Annotated in this window: 19 protein-coding genes; 11 read left to right on the plus strand and 8 right to left on the minus strand. The window is 43.4% G+C overall.

Features of this window, described 5'->3' with window-relative positions; all coding sequences use genetic code 11:
• Positions 1 to 141: 141 nt before the first annotated feature.
• The 5 genes from AC58U0_RS16130 (at position 142) to AC58U0_RS16150 (ending at position 5443) form a co-directional block, all read left to right on the plus strand.
• The gene (locus AC58U0_RS16130) at positions 142 to 1974 is read left to right on the plus strand and encodes an assimilatory sulfite reductase (NADPH) flavoprotein subunit (RefSeq protein ID WP_497379985.1); all 1833 of its coding nucleotides are present in this window, start codon (positions 142 to 144) and stop codon (positions 1972 to 1974) included.
• Between the two features lie 38 nt (positions 1975 to 2012).
• Positions 2013 to 3734, plus strand: a complete 1722-nt coding sequence (gene cysI / locus AC58U0_RS16135) for an assimilatory sulfite reductase (NADPH) hemoprotein subunit (RefSeq protein ID WP_497379987.1) — start codon at positions 2013 to 2015, stop codon at positions 3732 to 3734.
• Between the two features lie 348 nt (positions 3735 to 4082).
• On the plus strand, positions 4083 to 4412 hold the full coding sequence (locus AC58U0_RS16140) for an ArsR/SmtB family transcription factor (RefSeq protein ID WP_497379988.1): 330 nt from the start codon (positions 4083 to 4085) through the stop codon (positions 4410 to 4412).
• Between the two features lie 18 nt (positions 4413 to 4430).
• Positions 4431 to 4940 carry an SRPBCC domain-containing protein gene (locus AC58U0_RS16145; RefSeq protein WP_497379990.1) on the plus strand — a complete coding sequence of 170 codons (510 nt, stop codon included), beginning with the start codon at positions 4431 to 4433 and terminating at the stop codon, positions 4938 to 4940.
• 353 nt (positions 4941 to 5293) lie between these two features.
• Positions 5294 to 5443, plus strand: a complete 150-nt coding sequence (locus AC58U0_RS16150; RefSeq protein ID WP_497379992.1) for an aspartyl-phosphate phosphatase Spo0E family protein — start codon at positions 5294 to 5296, stop codon at positions 5441 to 5443.
• A 105-nt stretch (positions 5444 to 5548) separates the two neighbouring features.
• Here the strand turns inward: AC58U0_RS16150 and cydS are convergent, their stop codons facing one another.
• From cydS to pdxR, 7 genes are all read right to left on the minus strand, one after another.
• Entirely contained in the window at positions 5549 to 5653 is a 105-nt protein-coding gene (cydS, locus tag AC58U0_RS16155) for a cytochrome bd oxidase small subunit CydS family protein (protein WP_437180065.1), read from the minus strand.
• A gap of 5 nt (positions 5654 to 5658) precedes the next feature.
• Complete coding sequence (locus AC58U0_RS16160) at positions 5659 to 6690, minus strand: cytochrome d ubiquinol oxidase subunit II (RefSeq protein ID WP_497379994.1); 1032 nt, start codon at positions 6688 to 6690, stop codon at positions 5659 to 5661.
• Entirely contained in the window at positions 6687 to 8030 is a 1344-nt protein-coding gene (locus tag AC58U0_RS16165) for a cytochrome ubiquinol oxidase subunit I (protein WP_497379995.1), read from the minus strand. Before AC58U0_RS16165 ends, AC58U0_RS16160 begins: the two co-directional genes overlap by 4 nt.
• Before the next feature lie 362 nt (positions 8031 to 8392).
• Entirely contained in the window at positions 8393 to 8716 is a 324-nt protein-coding gene (locus AC58U0_RS16170; RefSeq protein WP_497379996.1) for a luciferase domain-containing protein, read from the minus strand.
• 31 nt (positions 8717 to 8747) lie between these two features.
• On the minus strand, positions 8748 to 10124 hold the full coding sequence (locus tag AC58U0_RS16175) for an MFS transporter (protein ID WP_497379997.1): 1377 nt from the start codon (positions 10122 to 10124) through the stop codon (positions 8748 to 8750).
• Positions 10125 to 10183: 59 nt separating this feature from the next.
• Positions 10184 to 10753: a TetR/AcrR family transcriptional regulator gene (locus AC58U0_RS16180; protein WP_497379998.1), complete on the minus strand. Its 570-nt coding sequence runs from the start codon at positions 10751 to 10753 to the stop codon at positions 10184 to 10186.
• Positions 10754 to 10908: 155 nt separating this feature from the next.
• A complete protein-coding gene (gene pdxR, locus AC58U0_RS16185; protein WP_497379999.1) occupies positions 10909 to 12351 on the minus strand; it encodes a MocR-like pyridoxine biosynthesis transcription factor PdxR in 1443 nt (480 codons plus the stop codon).
• Positions 12352 to 12654: 303 nt separating this feature from the next.
• Here pdxR and AC58U0_RS16190 point away from each other — a divergent pair, with 303 nt between their 5' ends.
• Both AC58U0_RS16190 and AC58U0_RS16195 read left to right on the plus strand, forming a co-directional pair.
• Entirely contained in the window at positions 12655 to 13194 is a 540-nt protein-coding gene (locus tag AC58U0_RS16190; RefSeq protein WP_497380000.1) for a DUF6985 domain-containing protein, read from the plus strand.
• Positions 13187 to 13639, plus strand: a complete 453-nt coding sequence (locus AC58U0_RS16195) for a hypothetical protein (RefSeq protein WP_497380001.1) — start codon at positions 13187 to 13189, stop codon at positions 13637 to 13639. The genes AC58U0_RS16190 and AC58U0_RS16195 overlap by 8 nt, the downstream gene beginning before the upstream one ends.
• A gap of 123 nt (positions 13640 to 13762) precedes the next feature.
• On the opposite strand, the gene AC58U0_RS16200 is transcribed toward AC58U0_RS16195, so the two are convergent.
• Positions 13763 to 14995: a cysteine desulfurase gene (locus tag AC58U0_RS16200; protein WP_497380002.1), complete on the minus strand. Its 1233-nt coding sequence runs from the start codon at positions 14993 to 14995 to the stop codon at positions 13763 to 13765.
• A gap of 116 nt (positions 14996 to 15111) precedes the next feature.
• Between AC58U0_RS16200 and AC58U0_RS16205 the strand changes: the two genes are divergently transcribed.
• The 4 genes from AC58U0_RS16205 to AC58U0_RS16220 all read left to right on the plus strand — a co-directional run bounded on the left by AC58U0_RS16205 (position 15112) and on the right by AC58U0_RS16220 (position 18978).
• Positions 15112 to 15939: a LysR family transcriptional regulator gene (locus AC58U0_RS16205; protein WP_497380003.1), complete on the plus strand. Its 828-nt coding sequence runs from the start codon at positions 15112 to 15114 to the stop codon at positions 15937 to 15939.
• Positions 15940 to 16078: 139 nt separating this feature from the next.
• The gene (locus AC58U0_RS16210; RefSeq protein WP_497380004.1) at positions 16079 to 17266 is read left to right on the plus strand and encodes a benzoate/H(+) symporter BenE family transporter; all 1188 of its coding nucleotides are present in this window, start codon (positions 16079 to 16081) and stop codon (positions 17264 to 17266) included.
• Between the two features lie 174 nt (positions 17267 to 17440).
• Positions 17441 to 18298 (plus strand): amino acid ABC transporter substrate-binding protein, encoded by an 858-nt coding sequence (locus AC58U0_RS16215; protein ID WP_497380005.1) that lies wholly within the window; start codon positions 17441 to 17443, stop codon positions 18296 to 18298.
• A gap of 11 nt (positions 18299 to 18309) precedes the next feature.
• On the plus strand, positions 18310 to 18978 hold the full coding sequence (locus AC58U0_RS16220; protein ID WP_057306640.1) for an amino acid ABC transporter permease: 669 nt from the start codon (positions 18310 to 18312) through the stop codon (positions 18976 to 18978).
• Positions 18979 to 18988 lie beyond the last annotated feature (10 nt).

Here is an 18988-nt window from a genome sequence, read left to right on the forward strand (position 1 = left end):
TATCAGTATTACTGATAGATCATATAAGATCATTCTAATTGACCTATTTCGACATACATGATAGTTTCAAGAGAGTGAAAATAATGCGAAAAATGTATAATAGGAAATAATATCATTGCAGGCTATGAGAGGTGGATATTCTTGGTACTTCAAGTAACAAACAGTCCTTTTAATCAGGAACAAGTAGAATTACTGAATCGATTACTTCCTACACTAACGGAATCACAACGAATCTGGCTGAACGGGTATCTTGCAGCACTTCAGGGATCGGCTGTCGTGACGGCGTCTGGTGCAGCTCCTGTAGCTCCCTTAGCGACTTTGGCGGCGAATGCGCCGGTAATCTCTAAAGAGGTGACCGTACTCTTCGGATCACAGACGGGTAAAGCTCAAGGATTAGCGAAGAAAATGTCCAAAAAGCTAGAAGAGCAAGGTTTTCAGGTAACACTCTCCTCGATGGCTGACTTCAAACCTAACAATTTGAAAAAGATTCAAAACTTGCTTGTTCTAGCGAGTACTCACGGAGAAGGAGATCCACCGGATAACGCTATATCCTTCCATGAATTCCTTCATAGCAAGAGAGCTCCTAAATTGGAGGATCTGCGGTTCTCCGTGCTTTCACTTGGAGATACATCTTACGAACTTTTCTGCCAAACAGGCAAGGATTTCGACAAACGTCTGGAAGAGCTTGGCGGCAAACGCCTTGCGCCGCGTGTCGACTGTGACGTGGATTTCGATGAGCCAGCTGCAGAATGGATGAGTTCCGTTATAGGCTCTTTAAGTGAAGCTTCAATGGGCTCGACTGTTGTGAGTGGCGTTGGAGCAGCAGTTGAAAGCGGTACTGAATCGGAATATTCGAGAACAAATCCATTCCAAGCCGAGGTTCTTGAGAATTTGAATCTGAATGGCCGTGGATCGGATCGCGAAACCCGCCACATTGAGATCTCCTTGGAGGGATCCAATCTTCAGTATGAACCGGGTGATTGCTTAGGTATCTATCCGGAGAACCACCCGCGCCTTGTAGATGAATTGATCGAAGCCATGGGTTGGAAAGCTGAGGAACTCGTTACTATCAATAAGAACGGCGAGAAGCGTTCATTGCGCGAAGCGCTGCTTCATAATTATGAAATTACTGTACTGACAAAACCGTTGTTGGAGCAAGTGGCAAAGCTTACTTCAAACAATGGGCTGCAAGAGCTGTTGGCTGCAGGACGCGAGCAAGATTTTAAATCATATATCAGTGGGCGGGATTTATTAGATTTGGTGCAGGATTACTCCCTTAAAGGCGTACCTGCAGGCGAATTCGTAGCGATCCTTCGGAAGATGCCTGCTCGACTGTACTCAATCGCGAGCAGTTCCAAAGCTTTCCCGGATGAGGTTCACGTTACCGTCCGTACGGTGCGTTACGAGACTCAAGGTAGAGAACGTTATGGCGTGTGCTCTGTGCAGCTCGCTGAGCGAATCAAGTCTGGCGAAACGCTGCCGGTTTACATTCAAAACAACCCGAATTTCAAGCTTCCCGAGAATCCGGAAACTCCTATCATTATGATCGGACCTGGCACGGGCGTCGCTCCGTTCAGAGCCTTTCTCGGAGAAAGAGAAGAGACAGGGGCCGAAGGCAAATCATGGCTCTTCTACGGTGATCAGCACTTCTCCACAGATTTCCTTTATCAGATTGAATGGCAGAAGTGGCTTAAGGATGGCGTGTTGACGCGCATGGATGTTGCGTTCTCCCGCGATACCGACCAGAAAGTATATGTGCAGCATCGGATGCTTGAGAAGAGCGCGGAGCTTTATAAATGGCTTCAAGAAGGGGCTATCGTGTACGTATGTGGTGACGAAAAGAAAATGGCACACGACGTTCATGCAACCCTAGCAACAATTATAGAACAAGAGGGCGGTTTCAGCTCGGAGGAAGCAGCGGAGTATTTGACCCGTATGCAACAGCAAAAACGTTATCAGAGGGATGTTTACTAAGTTCAGATCCCAAAGATCGCGAGAGGAGAAAGGCCAATATGTCAGAAAACAATTTACTTTCAAAGAACAGTGCGCCGCACAGCGAAGTAGAACACATTAAAATGAGAACCAATTACTTGCGGGGGAGTCTCGAAGAGACGCTGATAGACGCAATTACGGGGTCCATCCCCGAGGATGATAACCGTCTGATGAAGTTTCACGGAAGCTATATGCAGGATGACAGGGATCTGCGCAACGAGCGGCAAAAGCAGAAGCTGGAGCCAGCCTATCAGTTCATGCTGCGTGTTCGCGCCGCTGGGGGAGTCGTTACACCAGAGCAATGGTTGATGATGGACCAGGTCGCACAAAAGTATGCTAACGGAACGATCCGTTTGACGACTCGTCAATCTTTTCAACTTCACGGCGTGTTGAAGTGGAATTTGAAGAAAACGATCCGTGAAGTCAATGATTCGTTGTTAAGCACGCTAGCTGCGTGCGGTGACGTTAACCGAAACGTCATGTGTAATCCGAATCCTTACCAGTCGGATGTTCATGCCGAAGTATACGAATGGGCCTGCCGCGTTAGCAACCATCTTGATCCACAGACCAAAGCCTATCACGAGATCTGGCTTGACGGCGAAAAGGTAGTGGATAGCCAGGATGGCGTAGAGCAAGAGCCGATCTATGGAAAGGTGTATTTGCCGCGTAAGTTCAAAATCGGTATTGCAGTACCGCCTTCCAATGATGTGGATGTCTTCTCGCAAGATCTGGGTTTCATTGCTATTGTTGAAGATGGACGTCTGAAAGGCTTCAATGTATCTGTCGGTGGCGGCATGGGGATGAGCCATGGCGATCCGTTAACTTACCCGCAAGTAGCCCAAGTGATCGGATTCATCACGCCGGATCAAATGGTTGATTTGGCAGAGAAGACAGTTACGATTCAACGGGACTATGGCGATCGTTCTGTGCGGAAACATGCACGTTTTAAATATACGATTGATGACCGCGGCATTGATTGGTTCGTTGGTGAACTAACCGCTCGTTTAGGCTGGAAGCTCGAAGCGGCGCGTCCATACCATTTTGATCATAATGGAGATCGCTATGGCTGGGTTAAGGGAACTAACGGGAAATGGCATTTCAACCTGTTTATTCAAAACGGTCGTGTTAAAGACGAAGATAACTACCTGCTGATGACCGGACTTCGTGAAATTGCCAAAGTGCATACCGGGGACTTCAGACTTACGGCGAACCAGAATCTGGTGATCGGTAATGTGAGCACTCAGAAGAAGAAAAAGATCGAAGAGCTGATCAAAGAGTACGGTCTTACGGACGGGCTTCAGTACTCAGCATTGCGCAGAAGCTCTATGGCCTGCGTGTCTCTGCCAACTTGCGGTATGGCGATGGCTGAGGCTGAGCGTTACCTTCCTGACTTAATGGATAAAATCGAGCCGATGTTGGAAGAAGCCGGTTTGAGTGATAAAGAGATTGTCATTCGCATGACCGGTTGTCCGAATGGATGTGCCCGTCCAATGTTAGCGGAAATCGCGTTCATTGGTAAGGCACCAGGCAAATACAACATGTATTTGGGCGGTGGACATTCCGGAAACCGACTGAACAAGCTGTATAAGGAAAACATCGGCGAAGTGGAGATTCTCGAGTCATTGCGACCGATTGTTAATCAATACGCGAAGGAACGACAAGAAAATGAGCATTTTGGCGATTTTGTCATTCGTGCCGGTTATGTCAAAGAAGTTCGTTCCGGACAAGACTTTCATTCGTAAAATATGGTTAACCTAATTCAATAGCTTTCCTGAAATTATCGGAAATAGAAAGAAGTGCGTTCACTTAGACGCACTTCTTTTTTTCTCTGTTTAATGGTTGATTTTACGCCAAATCAAACGATTATTTTCAGCCACAGCATCGTCGTTCCTCAGCAAGACATAAATGTATTTTGGATTGAGCACACTCGCCAATAAACAAATCTTGCTCGAGTTCACTTACAAATCAATTCGAGAATATTCCTTGACAGGAATATTCTCCATGAGGTATATTGTTATTGGAAATAAGGAAACTTGCTAACGAAACGAGGTGGCCGGACTTGACTAGAACTGGAACTGGAAATCATCATCATGGATAACACAACATTTAACGCACTGGCCGAACCCAACCGTTTACGCATTGTTGAGCTCCTGTTAGAGGGTCCCTTAACTGTAGGGGACATCGCCGATGGCCTTGGGCTTCGCCAGCCTCAAGCCTCGAAGCATCTTCGTGTTCTTCTCGAGGCCGGACTTGTGGAGGTGCAGGCTGTCGCCAATCGCCGGAACTACAAACTTCGTTTGGAACCATTTCAAGAACTGGACACCTGGCTTAAAACCTACCGCAGTGTCTGGGATGAACGACTTGACGTACTGGAGAATTACCTTCAGAAGCTGCGAAACAAAGAAAACAAACAAAACTAAATTGTAGGAGGAATTTCAATGTCAAACCAAATGATTACCAAGGTAGAGGGTCAGGAACTAATTTTGGAGCGTGTTTTTAACGCGCCACGCGAGCTTGTATTCAAAGCATTCTCCGAGGCTGAGCATCTAAAGCATTGGTGGGGACCTCGCGGCTGGACGCTTACAGTTTGTAACGTTGATTTTCGTCCGGGCGGTATCTGGCATTACTGCATGAAGTGTATCGATCAGAACCAAGGAGATTTTTATGGATACGAATCTTGGGGCAAAGCAGTCTATGATGAAATCGTTGAGGCTGAGAAAATTGTTTACGTTGATTACTTCTCGGATGCCGAAGGGAATGAAACGGAGGGGATGCCGTCATCTCGCATAACGATGACTTTTGTAGAGCATGAAGGCAAGACGAAGCTTGTCAGCCGCTCAAAATTCGCTTCACCTGAAGCGCTCAAAACCGTCATGGAAATGGGCATGGAGCAAGGTATTACGGAAACTTGGGATCGTCTCTCCGAGCATCTGCAATCCATTCAATAATCTCGTATCACAAGGCCGTCGGCATAGAGCTGACGGCTTATTTTTTTGATTGTCTGATTGACAACAATTTGGTCTTTTTATAAGTGTAGAGCTACTTTAGGCTGGAATTGTTGAGTTTTTACAACTTTCGCGCGGATAAAGCGAAATAAAGCTTGTCTATTGTTGTATTAAGTACAACTTTGTCGTTCTATCCGATATGTTGGCGTAAAAAATCAAAATCTTTATTCGACACTGAAATAATATTTCACAAATTTGTCATAAAGTTTAACGACCCCATCATTACCTTTTTCTGCGTCCTGTTTTATAATAGGTATACAAACCATCATTGAACAGAATTGGTGTGAATAATTGATATGGAACTACTATTATTAGAAAAAATCGAAGCTTTACGCAGTGAAATGGTAGAAGAGGCGTATTTACGCGGAAGTTTCACGCATGAGAAAGTAGTAGATCTTAGTCAAAAATTAGATGAATATATTGTTAACTTTCAAGAGTTAAAATGATATTACCTTCATAGAGAATGGACCAGAGGATATGCAACTGAGATCCTCTTTTTGCTATTTAAGAAGATCAATTAGCTTGTGTCCAGGGCAGGGCATAAATTTCGGTTATTCAGGAAACTTATCCTGCCCTCTTGAGAACATCATGAACAAAATCCCGATTGAAAAAGCTACAAGCAATAAAGGCGCAATCATAAGCAAAAAGAAATCCATAATCATCACCCTTTCTTGGAGGGATTCCCTCGCACATATTCAGCGTCGAACAGGAACAGCCGCATCAGTAGTACAAGTGATGGAATAAGCAGACATAAACCAGCAAGGAAAACGACAATTAGGGAGATTGCCATAGCATCGTTCGTGAAATTTTGATAAATGGTGATAAATGGGTAAAGGATATACGGCAAGTGTGAAGCTCCATATCCGAAGAAGGCAAAAGCGAATTGCAGCATGACAAGAATAAATGCCCAACCAAAGTTTTTTCGTTTAAAAATCAGATAGACTGCTGCTATGAAGCATAGTAACGAAGCAACGAACATCCAAGACAGATCAAGCATAGCCTTAAAATGCTCCGGATTGTGCCAACGAATAGCGAAAAAAACAAATATACTGCACACGATTGTTGGCGGACTCCAGCCTAGTGCGTAGCTTCGGACGATTTCAAGTGCTTCATAATCCTGCGCTTTGTTAGCATAATAGGAAAGAAACATCGCAGAAATGTACAGAACGCTAACAAGTGCAAGCAACACAACCGACCAGGAATAGGAGCTTGTAAAGAGCTTGCTAAAGTGTAAAATAACCTTGCCATTCTCCTCTGTCATATAGCCTCCCTCCGATATCGTTAGGACGGTTGATAAGGAAGCGGGAATGAGGAGGCCGGTTGCTCCGTACAAAAATGTATACAAGTGGCTTTGTTTTTGCATTTGTCCATAAATACTAAAAGCATAGTAAGAGCCGCGTATCGCAAGCAGAACAATCGCGATGCTGCCAGGCACCAAAAGAGCTGTTCCAAAGTAATACGAGCTATCCGGAAAGAAGCCGACTATGCCGACAAAGAAGAAAACGAGGAAAACATTCGTTACTTCCCATACGGGGGATAGATAACGTTTGATGATGTTTTCAACCAGATGTTTTTTTCCTGTAGCGTAGGAGTAATAACTAAAGAAGCCTGCCCCGAAATCAATGGAAGCAACGATCAGATACCCATACAGAAATATCCATAGTACTGTAATGCCGATTAACTCGTATTTCATTGTGTAGGTCCCCCCTCAATACCTCTGCTCTTGAGTTCTTCTTGTACATCGCTGTTCATGAACATTTTCCTAAGTACTTTGATCAAAGTGAACCCAATAGCTACATATAGAATGCAGAACAAAAGAAGCATCAAATCCACATGTGTAGAAGTAGTCGCTCCATGAGCGGTCTTCATAAAACCTCGAAGTATCCAAGGCTGTCTGCCTACCTCTGCATATATCCAACCCAATTCTATTCCCAAAATGGCAAGTGGACCTGAAAGGACGACCAACCTCAACAGCCAACTTGGATATTGGACACTTTTTAATTTGTAAACCATCCAAACAGATCCCATAGAAAGTACCGTAAGGAAGATGCCTATCGTGACCATCGAATCAAAGTAATAATGAACAATAAGTGGGGGACGCTCAGCTACAGGCGTTTCATTTAAGCCCTGAACCTCGGAATTCGGGTTATCGTGAGCTAGAATGCTAAGGGCGAATGGGATTTTCAACCCGTATTTAATCTGATGATCTTCTGTTAAAATCCCTCCTATAACAAGCGGCACCTGTCTAGCTGTCTCGAAATGCCATTCAGCGGCAGCCAGTTTCTCGGGTTGGTATTTGGCCAAAAATTTCCCGGAAAGATCTCCGATCAATGCGGTTGTAATCGAAAAAATAAGAGCAGCGACCATCGTTAGCTTGAGCGCTTTACGATGATAGAGCGAATTGCGCTTCTTAAGCAAAGCAGCTCCTGCTATCGCCGCAAGGACGAAGGCGCTAGTCATATATGCAGAAGAAAGCACATGTGCTACCTTCGTTGGCGTAGCGGGATTGAACATAGCTATAAGCGGCTCAATGTCTGTAATGGAACCGTTGTTCAGCTTAAAGCCCTGCGGGGTATTCATAAACGCGTTAACGGTTGTAATAAAAAAAGCAGACGCTGAAGATCCGAGCATAACCGGAATACTTAGCAAGAAATGAGTGATGGGCTTGCGGAATCGATCCCAAGTGTATAGATAGATGCCTAAGAATATAGCTTCAAAGAAAAAGGCAAAGGTCTCCATAAACAAAGGCAAGGCAATTGCTTGGCCGGCAACGCGCATAAAGCTCGGCCACAGCAGGCTGAGCTGGAGACCTATCGCGGTTCCAGTGACAACACCAACAGCTACGGTTATAACAAAGCCGCGGGCCCAGCGCCGCGCAAGAAGCAGGTAGTAAGGATCATTTCGCTTAATGCCAGACCACTCGGCGAATGCGATCATGATCGGAATACCGACACCTACGGTAGCGAAGATAATATGGAAGGCGAATGTGAGCTCAGTGAGCATTCGGCTGTAAAGCACGGAATCATAAGTCATAGGTGATGTACTCCTTTTCAGCTTGAAAATTGCTTGGGAATGCAGTTATTACGAATACGCGATCATCTGCCGGAGCCAGGAAAGAAGCATGAGAGAAGCGACAATGATACAGAGCCATATTAGCCATTTCTCTTGCTTTTTGTACTTATCTATATGATCACCTACTGTAGGGGTCAGAATGAATGGCCCTATTAGAATGCCAATATTATGAAATTTTACTCTATGTACTTGATTGCCAATCCGACATTTTTGTGAACAGTAAACCCTCCCGATATTCATGCATACAGGAAAACCCTCAGGCAAAGTGCCTGAGGGTTCTCCATCGAATACCAAACTAAAAATAATATGGAGTCTTCTTATCATCACTCATTTCGTTTTGCCACTAGATAATCATACTTGAATCGTAGAAGTTCAATGGCGTTAGTAACATCCCCATTTGACGTTAAATAAACAGAGACCCAACCGGAATCAGGATACATATGATGGGGTTGCGCACACCCTGAAACTATAAGCTGATCGCGAAACGATTTTGGCATGAGCAAGTCGACTAGATGATCTCCATGTAGATGACCAATTTCTTTTCCGATAAACAGAAATTCAATCCCTCCGAAACGGTGTGGCTGCTGAGTTACTTCTGGCCATGAAAGCAATTGATCGATAATAATTTGCCTCACATTACCATTCATCTTTATGTTCCCTCCCTAATCAATGATTTGTTCAGTGTTCTATTGCAACGCTTTGTTTCTTAGTACGGAATTGTAAGTGGTAGAAGAACAAGATCCCCACATGCATTGCGGCAAGAACGAGATAAAAATTGCTGAATAGGTAGCTGTTCGGATCGACATTTAACGGATTCCACTGAACAGAGGGACCCTGTGCAACCACAATACCGTAAACGCCTGCAGCGATTCCTTGGGCTATAAAACTGACCATCGAGATAAGTCCCATGCCCACGCCAACCTGATCTTTGGGCAATGATATTGAAGCGGAATTGGAGATCGCAATCTGTATGAAAGATTGGCCTACGTTTCCGAATATCAAAAAGAATGAAATCCATAGCGGCGAGATTCCTGTAAAGATGGACAACAAGATAAAACAGGTAATTAAAGAACCGGAAGCAACTGAGAACAGATAGGAATTGCCTTTCAGATCCGCTAGTTTCCCGCCTTTTCTCCCCAGAAGAGCGGAGGCTGCTGCAGCAGGGACCATGGCGAAACCGATCCAATTGGAACCAAGATGATAAACTTGCGAAAACAGAATCGGAGTTAAAAAATACAAGGAAACGCCGATGCCGCTGATGAGAAACGCCAATGTTATTGCGATCGTATATTTCATGTTACGAAACAACCGAGGTTGGATAAAAGGTTCTTCAGCCGTACGAATTCGTACGATGAAGAGGATTAAGGTCGCTAGACCGATAACCAAATACCACCAGGTTCGATTCGTGACTCCTAGCAGAAGCAGCGAAATGGATGCGGCGAGCAAGCTTCCGCCAAACCAATCGAATTTGCGCGGAGCTTGTTTCACTTCATGCTCGAGATATTTTCGATACAGCGGCAGCAATAACAGAATCAAGAGGGAAGGCAGAAACAGCCATCTCCAATTGGCAAAGCTAACGACAATCGCGGATATCACAGGCGCAAGAGCACTTCCGAGAGCAATCCCGACGGCTGTCATGCTTAATGCGGAGCCTCTCTTCTCAGGCGAAAAGTACCGTACAGGGATAATCAATGCAATTGCCGGAATAGCCGCAGCCCCTGCAGATTGAAGACACCTTCCGAGTAGAGCGAACCAAAAGGTTTGGGAAACAAGCCCTATAAGAGAACCCGCCGCAAACAACGTCAGACCGAACGTCAATAGGCTCTTCAGTTGGAATCTGTCAGCCAGTTTCCCGTAAGTCACAGTTCCAAACGCATAGATAAGCGTATAGGCGGATGACAGCCAGCTCACCTGAGCAAGGGTAAGATGAAACTCCTCGCTAATTTGTGGGAGAACAACGTTAAACATTAGGGCGCTCATCGATGACATCATAACGGTAAACATCAATAATCGCATTAAGATGGGGCCTTTTTGCAGTATGGTTCCAGAATTCATGGTTCAACGCTCCTTTGCATGAATGCAAGTACATGCTTGCATTATAATTTATAAAAAAGCTAGGGAGTTAATGCCCTAGCGAATAACCGCACACCTTCTTCAATAAATTCGTCCAAATCTATGGGGGAAAAGTTGCTATTGAACGCACCATGATTCATCAACATGAAAGCATATGCCTGTATGTCAGGTTTTGAAGTGATCACTTTACCTTGCTCAGACATGGAAATCAAATAATTCGTTAAAAGCTTCCTAAGTTCCTGAGGATGACGGTGGGCCTCCTGATAGACTTCTGGAGGGAGACTGCTGCTTCCTTTTTGAATGATCTGAAACAGTTTTCTATTCCGATTCATGAGATAATGATACTTTCGGCTGATAATAAGAAGGTCCTCATGCAGCTCGCCTGTCAAAGATTCGTTAAAAAGCTTTGTCATCTCTAAGGCATAGTGATAACGGTTGAAGGCAGCCGCTAACAATTTCTCTTTCGTTCCGAAATGGCGAAATAACGTGACTTCGTTCACTCCGGCAGCAGCAGCGATTTCCTTAGTTGTCGTACCATCATATCCTTTTTCTGCCATGAGATCGATTGTTGCTAACAGAAGTTTATCACTCGTACTTTGATTGCTGCTCATTGATCTACCCTTCTTTAATGCAAGTACTTACTTACATTATTTATTGTATGAGAGTCATGCTGCAATGTCAAGGACTGGAAGAACACATATTTAAGTCGGTATAATAATAGCTGCCCCTTCTATGTAAATAGAGAAGGGCAGCTCTCACAATCCTATTAATATTTCTGTGTTAATGCATGAAAAGCCTGAGCTAGTTTGGATATACCAGGAGCTATCTCATCCATAGAAGGACGAGCAAAGCTTAATCTCAGATGTCCAGGCTCAGAGCCAAATACCGTTCCTGGCATAAACACGACCCCTCGTTTGATTGCTTCCTCCAATAACTTCTGATCATCAACCTTGTCCTTGATCGTGCACCATATATTGAGACCTCCTCGAGCTGGGATAAAGCTGATTTGGTCGGGTAACTCTTGCTGAAGGGATCGAATCATCAGATGCTGCTTCAGAGAAAGGGAGTCTCTTAGGAAGAGCGTATGTTGATCAAACAATTCCGATCCCAGAAATTTATTAGCAAGCCATTGTGGGACAATGCTTAGGCCAAAGTCCATTTGCTGGCGAGCATCGGCTAATCGTTGTACGACAGCCTGGGGAGCTACTAACCAACCGATCCGTAATCCTGAAGCTGCAATCTTGGATAAGGAACCGACATAGAGTACGGAACCGTGAGTATCGATGGATTTCAACGTATCAGGTGGACAATGATCAAAGGAAGTAAGGCTGAAAGGATCATCTTCTACGATGGGTATACCGAGTTCTGCGGCGATCTTCAGCAAGGCTTCTCTTTTAGATGCTTGAAGGATCGTTCCTGTCGGGTTCTGATAGTTCGGATTCAAAAAAATCATGCGAATGCGATGTTGGCGGTACAAAGTCATAATGTCTTCGGGATCGATGCCATCTTCTTTTACGGGTAAGCGAAACATACGGAGCCCGGCAGATTGGAACATGGATAAAGAATAGTAATAAGACGGATCTTCAATGGCAACCGCATCCCCAGGAGCTAACAAACATTGCATAATCAAATACAGAGATTGCTGTGAGCCGGATGTGATAAGGATGGAAGCTTCTGTCGCTCGAATCCGTAATCTTTCCTCCAGAAAACCTACAAGAGTCTCTCTAAGCGGCAAATACCCACTCGGATCGTCATATCCTAAGTAGGCTTCGAAAGGAATGTCCTTCATTATTTGCTTAATCGCATCATTGGGGAATAAGTCGGCAGATAACTCGCCACTAGCAAAGTCAATGATTGATTCTCGTTCACGTAGAACCTCGCGTACCCGGCGGATATAGGGAAGATTGGGGGCAAATGTGCCTCCTTCTACATATTGACGCCAATTGGGTGTTAAATTAGGCCGAATACCCCAAATATGGTTGCTGACCATGGTACCGCTTCCGCTTATACTTTCGACTATTCCTCTTGCACGTAATTCCTCATAGGCTTGTACGACGGTGCTTCGGTTTACTTCCAGCCGTTCGGCAAGCTTACGTTCAGATGGCAAGAAACTTCCGGGCGGATATTCGCCATGTAGGATACTCCGCTCCATCTCATCTGAGATCTGTTGATAGAGAGGTTTTTTACTTGTTCGGTCAGGTTTGCGCATGTATACCACCATCTTTGAGAAATATCCATTTATTCCATAGTATAATACAGTTCACGAATTCGTTGTTGAACTCTCGCGTAGAATATTTGACAAACTCGCTAATCTTTTAATAATGATGGGGATAAAATGTGTAAGAATGAATAAAAGGTTTGGTTATTATTCACATAATAATTGAAAAATATGCCAAATCAAAAGGATTTGTGTTTTTCATTAAGTTTCAATAAAGTCACAGGAGATTGGATATGATTGTCGAAATGGTATGAGTTTTGGAACTAAATACTGAGTAAAGGAATGAAGTAGAAAATGACGATTAAAATACCTAACATCTCACTTGGAGAATATGGATATGAGGGCACTATTACTCTAGACGCTTGGAGTGGCTATCTTACAAAAAAGAACGGGGCATTCGGCCTAGATTTCGGTGGAGATATGGTAATAGACAGTCCTATAATTGAAGATGAACACATTGCAGCATATCGTTATATTGTCGATAACCAATATGCAATTAGAGATGCAGTTCTTGAAGCGCTATTGAAAAATTATAAAGATTTGCAGGAACATTACGGCTATGAAGATGAAGAGGCAGAGCAATATATGCCGGATGTAAATGAAATGGGTGACTTTAAAAAGTTAATTGGTTTAATAAATGTACATGTAATGAATGTGTATAAAAATGGAATGGCATATTTCGGTTTAGAATTCGATTGTACCTGGGATGAGGAACATGGATTTGGAGTAATGATGTATAAGGACAACGTTGTTGAGTTGGGAGGGGCAGACAAGTCAATTTTGACATGGGTTGCTGAACGGGCTAAGAATCAAATAGGTAATAATCATGACTAGGTCATTTCTTTTTTTCATAACGATTATTGTAATAATCGGACTGACAGCATGTGATCAATCAAACAGTCTAGCAGGAAGCCAACCTTCTGCAAGTTCTGTTATTGAAAAGCAGGTCCAGCCTAGCTCTAATGTAAAAATTGAGAAACCTAAGTCCGTTGAGGAAATAAAGGATTTTCTCATAAAGAATGTAGTTGAAATACAGAAATACAAACAGATGATTGAGACTAACAAATCCAAAGTGATATTTTTAAACGATGGTTTAATAAATATCCCTGAAAGCACGAGAAAGTATTACGATTTATATATTGGTGAGGATCTTAGTGATCATATTGTTAGGTGGCATACGTTTTATTTAAGTGAGGATTTGAAAGAGATCCTTGTTGATGATGTAATCACGGGTGACATTATTACTTTAGATGAGTGGAGGAAACAAGGAGCACATTAATTTTTGAAACAATTTTAGCGGCTTGTCGTTCCGTTAAGACCAACTATGACCCATAAGGACCTCCCCTTATTGGCGGAAGTCCTTATGGATACGTGTAACTCTCTTTAAGGAACTATATCATTGTCATTGAGATACATAACTGAAATAAGATATGGCACGCTTTAAACCTTTTACGAGAGCATCAATATCTTCTTCCGTATTGTAAATATAAAAGCTTGCACGTGCCGTGGATGAAACGTTAAGCCATCTCATCAAAGGCTGACAGCAGTGATGGCCTGCTCGAATAGCAATTCCTTCGGAATCCAGAACGGTTGCGAGATCATGAGGATGCACGTCCGACACATTAAAGGTGACTAAGCCGCTTCTTAGTTCTAGCTGACTTGGGCCATAGATCGAAATTTCTTTAATCAATGAAAGCTGCTCTAATGCATAGTTAACCAGTTGATTCTCATGATGACGAATGTTAGTTAACCCGATTTGTTGCAGGAAATCGATTGCGGCTCCAAGCCCGATGGCGCCTGCAATATTCGGTGTTCCTCCTTCAAACTTCCAAGGAAGCTCCTTCCAAGTAGATTCGTATAAATCCACGTGATCGATCATTTCTCCGCCATATTCATAAGGCGTCATTTTTTCCAAGAGGGCTCTTTTGCCATACAGAACACCGATGCCGGTTGGGCCAGCCATCTTATGACCGGAAAAGGCCATAAAGTCACAATCCAAATCTTGAACGTCCAGCTGAAGGTGTGGTGCACTTTGAGCCGCATCAACGCATATTACGGCTCCGTGTCGGTGGGCAATTGCCGCAATCTGTTTCACCGGATGAATAGTTCCCATGACGTTGGAAACATGGGTTATGGATACGAACTTGGTTTTCGAAGTGATAGCTTCCTCCACATCCTCTAACCGAATAGTGCCATCAGGTTGGATGGGAATATAGCGAAGCGTTGCGCCTGCTTTTTTAGCTGCCTGCTGCCAAGGGATGAGATTGCTGTGATGCTCCATTAAGGTGGTCAAGATTTCATCGCCTTCTTGTAGAAACTCTCTCACATAACATTGCGCGACTAGATTTAATGATGCTGTAGTTCCGCGAGTGAACACGATCTCTGCCGACTCTTTGGCATGGATAAATGATTTGACTTTATCTCTGGCATTCTCAAATGCATCCGTAGCTAATGAACCTAATGTATGTGCACCGCGATGAACGTTGGAATTGTAATTCGTATAATAATCTCGTAATGCTTCAATGACAGCATAGGGTTTCTGAGATGTGGCTGAACTATCTAAATAGACTAGAGGATGTCCATTAACTTGCTGCTTCAAAATCGGAAATTGATCTCTTATTTCTTGGATATTCATGGAGAAAACACGTCCCTTCAAAAGAATGACTATAGAATGACATGATTTGATCTATAATACAAATACTATTAATATTATATAATCATAATCATTTTGTTATATATTTGGGGGCGCTTATGAATACTAAACACTTGTCCTTGTTCATGCAAGTTATTAAGAAGGGGAGTATTACTCAAGTTGCAAAGGAATCCTATGTGAGCCAACCTGCGATTTCCATGCAACTTAAGCGTTTGGAGCAGGAAGTAGGAGTTCCCCTGTTTACGGTGGTTGGCCGGGATATCGCGGTGACGGATGCAGGACTTACTCTGATGGAGTATGCAGAGACCATGCTGTCCTTGGAAGGGCAGATTTATCGGGCCATGGAGGAATATCGGCAAGGGAATCGAGGCAAAATCATTGTAGCTGCCTCCCATGTAGTCGCCGCTTATTTGTTACCGAAAATTATGTATTCGTTTACTCAAACCTATTCCGATATTACAGTAGAACTGCAAACAAGAACGGATGAGGAAATTGAGAGATTAGTCAGAATGGGCAGCATTGATATCGGATTGACGCTGCAGCCGCCAGACGACCATTTTTCATTTCGAGTCACGCCATTCGCTCAGGAGCGATTGATGGGTATTCAACCTTCGATGTCATTTCATAGCCGAATGTTGATCGTTCCTCGAGATGTTGCATCCTTACCTACAAACGATACATGGGATATGGAGATCATGCATCTCGATTCCACCGAAACCGTTAAACAATTTGTCATGCAAGGGATGGGGTACGGAGTGCTCCTTGAATCTGCAGCTAGTTTAGAGCTAACTTGCGGGAAGCTGCTGCCTTGGACAACGTTCACACCAATACCTGTTGTAGCGAGTGTTATTACAAGGCCTGCCGAGCGTTTGTCCAATAGTGTATGGTATTTCTTGAATCATTTAAGAAATGAGGTCGACGGATGAGTCGAGAAAGAATGGCGGGATTGGTTGGGAAAGAAATCTCATAAATGGTTGGTTACTTCCCTTCGAGGCTAAGCTACTATTATGTAAATGAGTAGTCACCCTCTCATAAAAAATGACAAGATGATAGAATGGGGAGTATATGTTAGCTCTGAATACACAAAACCTATCGACCGGCGTTATGTCTGCGTTGATGGCCTGCACGGGTGGCGCCATCATGATCATAAATTGTGCTGAAACAGCGGGGTTCAGCCGCTCGCAGCTGATATCCTGGTTTTTCTGTGTCTACTGCTTAGGCGGTATTCTAAACTTGGTATTGACATGGAAATACAAGATCCCTTTTGCAGGGGCACACTCGATCACGGCTGTTGCTTTTCTAAGCACCGTTGTTGATCAATTTAGTTTGAATGAAATGGCAGCCGGTTTCATTATGGCGGGTGGACTTATCGCTGTATTCGGCTTTACGGGATTATTCAGTAAAGCGTTGGATTTCATCCCAAAGCCTTTTATTGATGCTATGCTAGCCGGTCTGGTTCTTCAATATGTGGTGAATATCATTCCCGCATTAAAGGAATCACCTCTTATAGGCGGAATGGCCATTTTAGGTTTTTTTATCGCACCCCAAATTTCGAAATCAATCCCTCCGTTACTAGGGGTGATACTCTTTGGCGTCTTGGGACTTTTTATGGGGTATGATTTTCCGGCAGTATCGGAGGCTGCTGAGTTTGCCTTACCTCAAATCATTATTCCTTCCTTCACCGTTCACAGTTTCTTATCGATTGCAATTCCGATTGCCGTATTGATTTTGACCAATGATATTGCAGTGGCTTTAGCTGCTTTGAAGAAAAACGATTATCAGCCTCCCGTTAACCAGACGCTTGTGCTTTCAGGGATTGGCACGCTTATTGCCGGTTTTTTTGGAGGCCATGCCGTGAACATTGGGGGGATGATGACAGCGCTATGCAGCAGTAAGGAAGCAGGTCTGAAAGAAAATCGGATAGGTGCGGCACTAGTTTCCGGAGGACTTGTCACTTTATTCGGTTTATTTGCATGGAAGGTCATTGTGATTATTGAAATGCTCCCTTCCGCCTTTATTACGATATTATCAGGATTTGCCCTCCTTGCTGTATTGTTAAATAGCATGCAAGCAGCATTCTCGGAGTCATCTTATCGATACTCGACATTGTTTGCTTTTCTAATCGCTATATCCAATGTCTCATTTATTGGGGTATCCGCTCCTGTATGGTCTTTGTTGGTAGGGATCCTTTCTGCGCAAATTTTCGGTGAAGGAAAGTTCAATAAGAGAACAGTGCGGGGAGAGCAGACTTAAGTGGGCATCGCATATATTGGCGGAGGAATGAGATAGAAAAAGGGGCTGTACCAAAAGTAAATAACATCAGCACAGCAATTTAATCCAACTGAAATAGTAGGAATATTTCTTGACTGAATAAAGTTAGTAGTGATAAGATGACAAAAGTTCAAATTACAACATGGAGGTCTTCAAATGAAAAAACAATATCTATCGGCGGGCATGATGCTTCTAGCGGGCTCTCTTATTTTTACTGCATGCGGAACAAAAGAAACGGCTAATAAACCTTCTCCAACTGCGGCAGCAACCAAAGAAGCTGTGGCGAAAGAAACACCTGGACAAGCAACTCAAACCTTGTTGGGTACGATCAAAACAAATGGGAAAATTCGTATAGGAACGGAAGGGACTTATGCACCTTTCACGTACCATGACAAGGATGGGAAATTAACAGGATTCGATGTAGAGATTGCTCAAGAAATCGCTAAGAAAATGGGTGTTCAAGCCGAATTCATCGAAACCAAATGGGATGGCATGTTTGCTGGGCTGGATTCCAAACGATTTGATATTATCGTGAACGAAGTTAGCATTAAAGAAGACCGTAAAGTAAAATACGATTTCTCAGATCCTTATATCGTGTCTAAAGCCGTTTTGATTGTACACAAAGACAATAAAGATATTAAAAAATTAACTGATTTGAAAGGTAAAAAAGCAGGGCAATCATTAACAAGCAACTTAACCGAAATTGCTAAATCCAATGGTGCAGAGATTGTACAAACCGACGGATTTAATCAAGCCATTGATCTGCTGCTGTCCAAACGTATTGACGCCACCATTAATGATGGCTTGTCTTACCTGGATTTGAAAAAGCAAAAGCCGGATGTAGCTATTCAAGTCGTCGATGAGACCAAGGAAGCATCTCAAAGTGCAGTTTTGTTAAACAAGGGCAATAAAGAGCTCGTTGATGCGATTAATATAGCATTGGCTGATTTGAAGAAAGATGGAACCTATCTCAAAATCTCTGAAAAATACTTTGGCCAAGACGTATCGAAGTAGGGTTATCCAACATGGACGATAGAAAATGGCAAATCTTCATAGACTCATTCCTTCCCCTGCTTAAGGCAGGGGTTGCTTTTACAGTACCTTTGACTTTAATTTCATTTACACTAGGGCTTTGTCTTGCCTTAGTAACCGCATTAATTCGAATTTCTGATATTAAACCTCTTGTTCAGGCAGCACGTTTTTACGTGTGGATTATTCGGGGCACCCCTTTGCTGGTGCAGTTGTTTATTATTTTTTATGGACTGCCAAGTATCGGGATTACATTGGATGCTTTCCCATCAGCTGTTATAGGATTTACCTTAAGTGTTGGCGCCTATGGATCTGAGATTATTCGTGGAGCTCTGCTCTCGACGCCAAAAGGACAATGGGAAGCATCTTATTCGCTCGGAATGACAAAGCTTCAAGCACTGCGGAACATCATATTGCCCCAAGCAATTCGAATTTCGATTCCATCACTTTTTAACTCGTTCATAAGCTTGGTGAAAGACACCTCACTCGCAGCTACTGTCACGGTGACGGAAATGTTTCAAAAAGCTCAGCAAATTACGGCTACCGTTTATGAACCCTTATTGCTTTATTGTGAAGCTGCACTCATTTATCTGGTGCTTAGTACAATTCTTTCAAATATTCAAGGTCGTTTGGAGAAAAAGTTTGACCTTCATACGGCTAGATAGTGGTGGATGT

This window comes from Paenibacillus sp. J31P190, assembly GCF_059692075.1.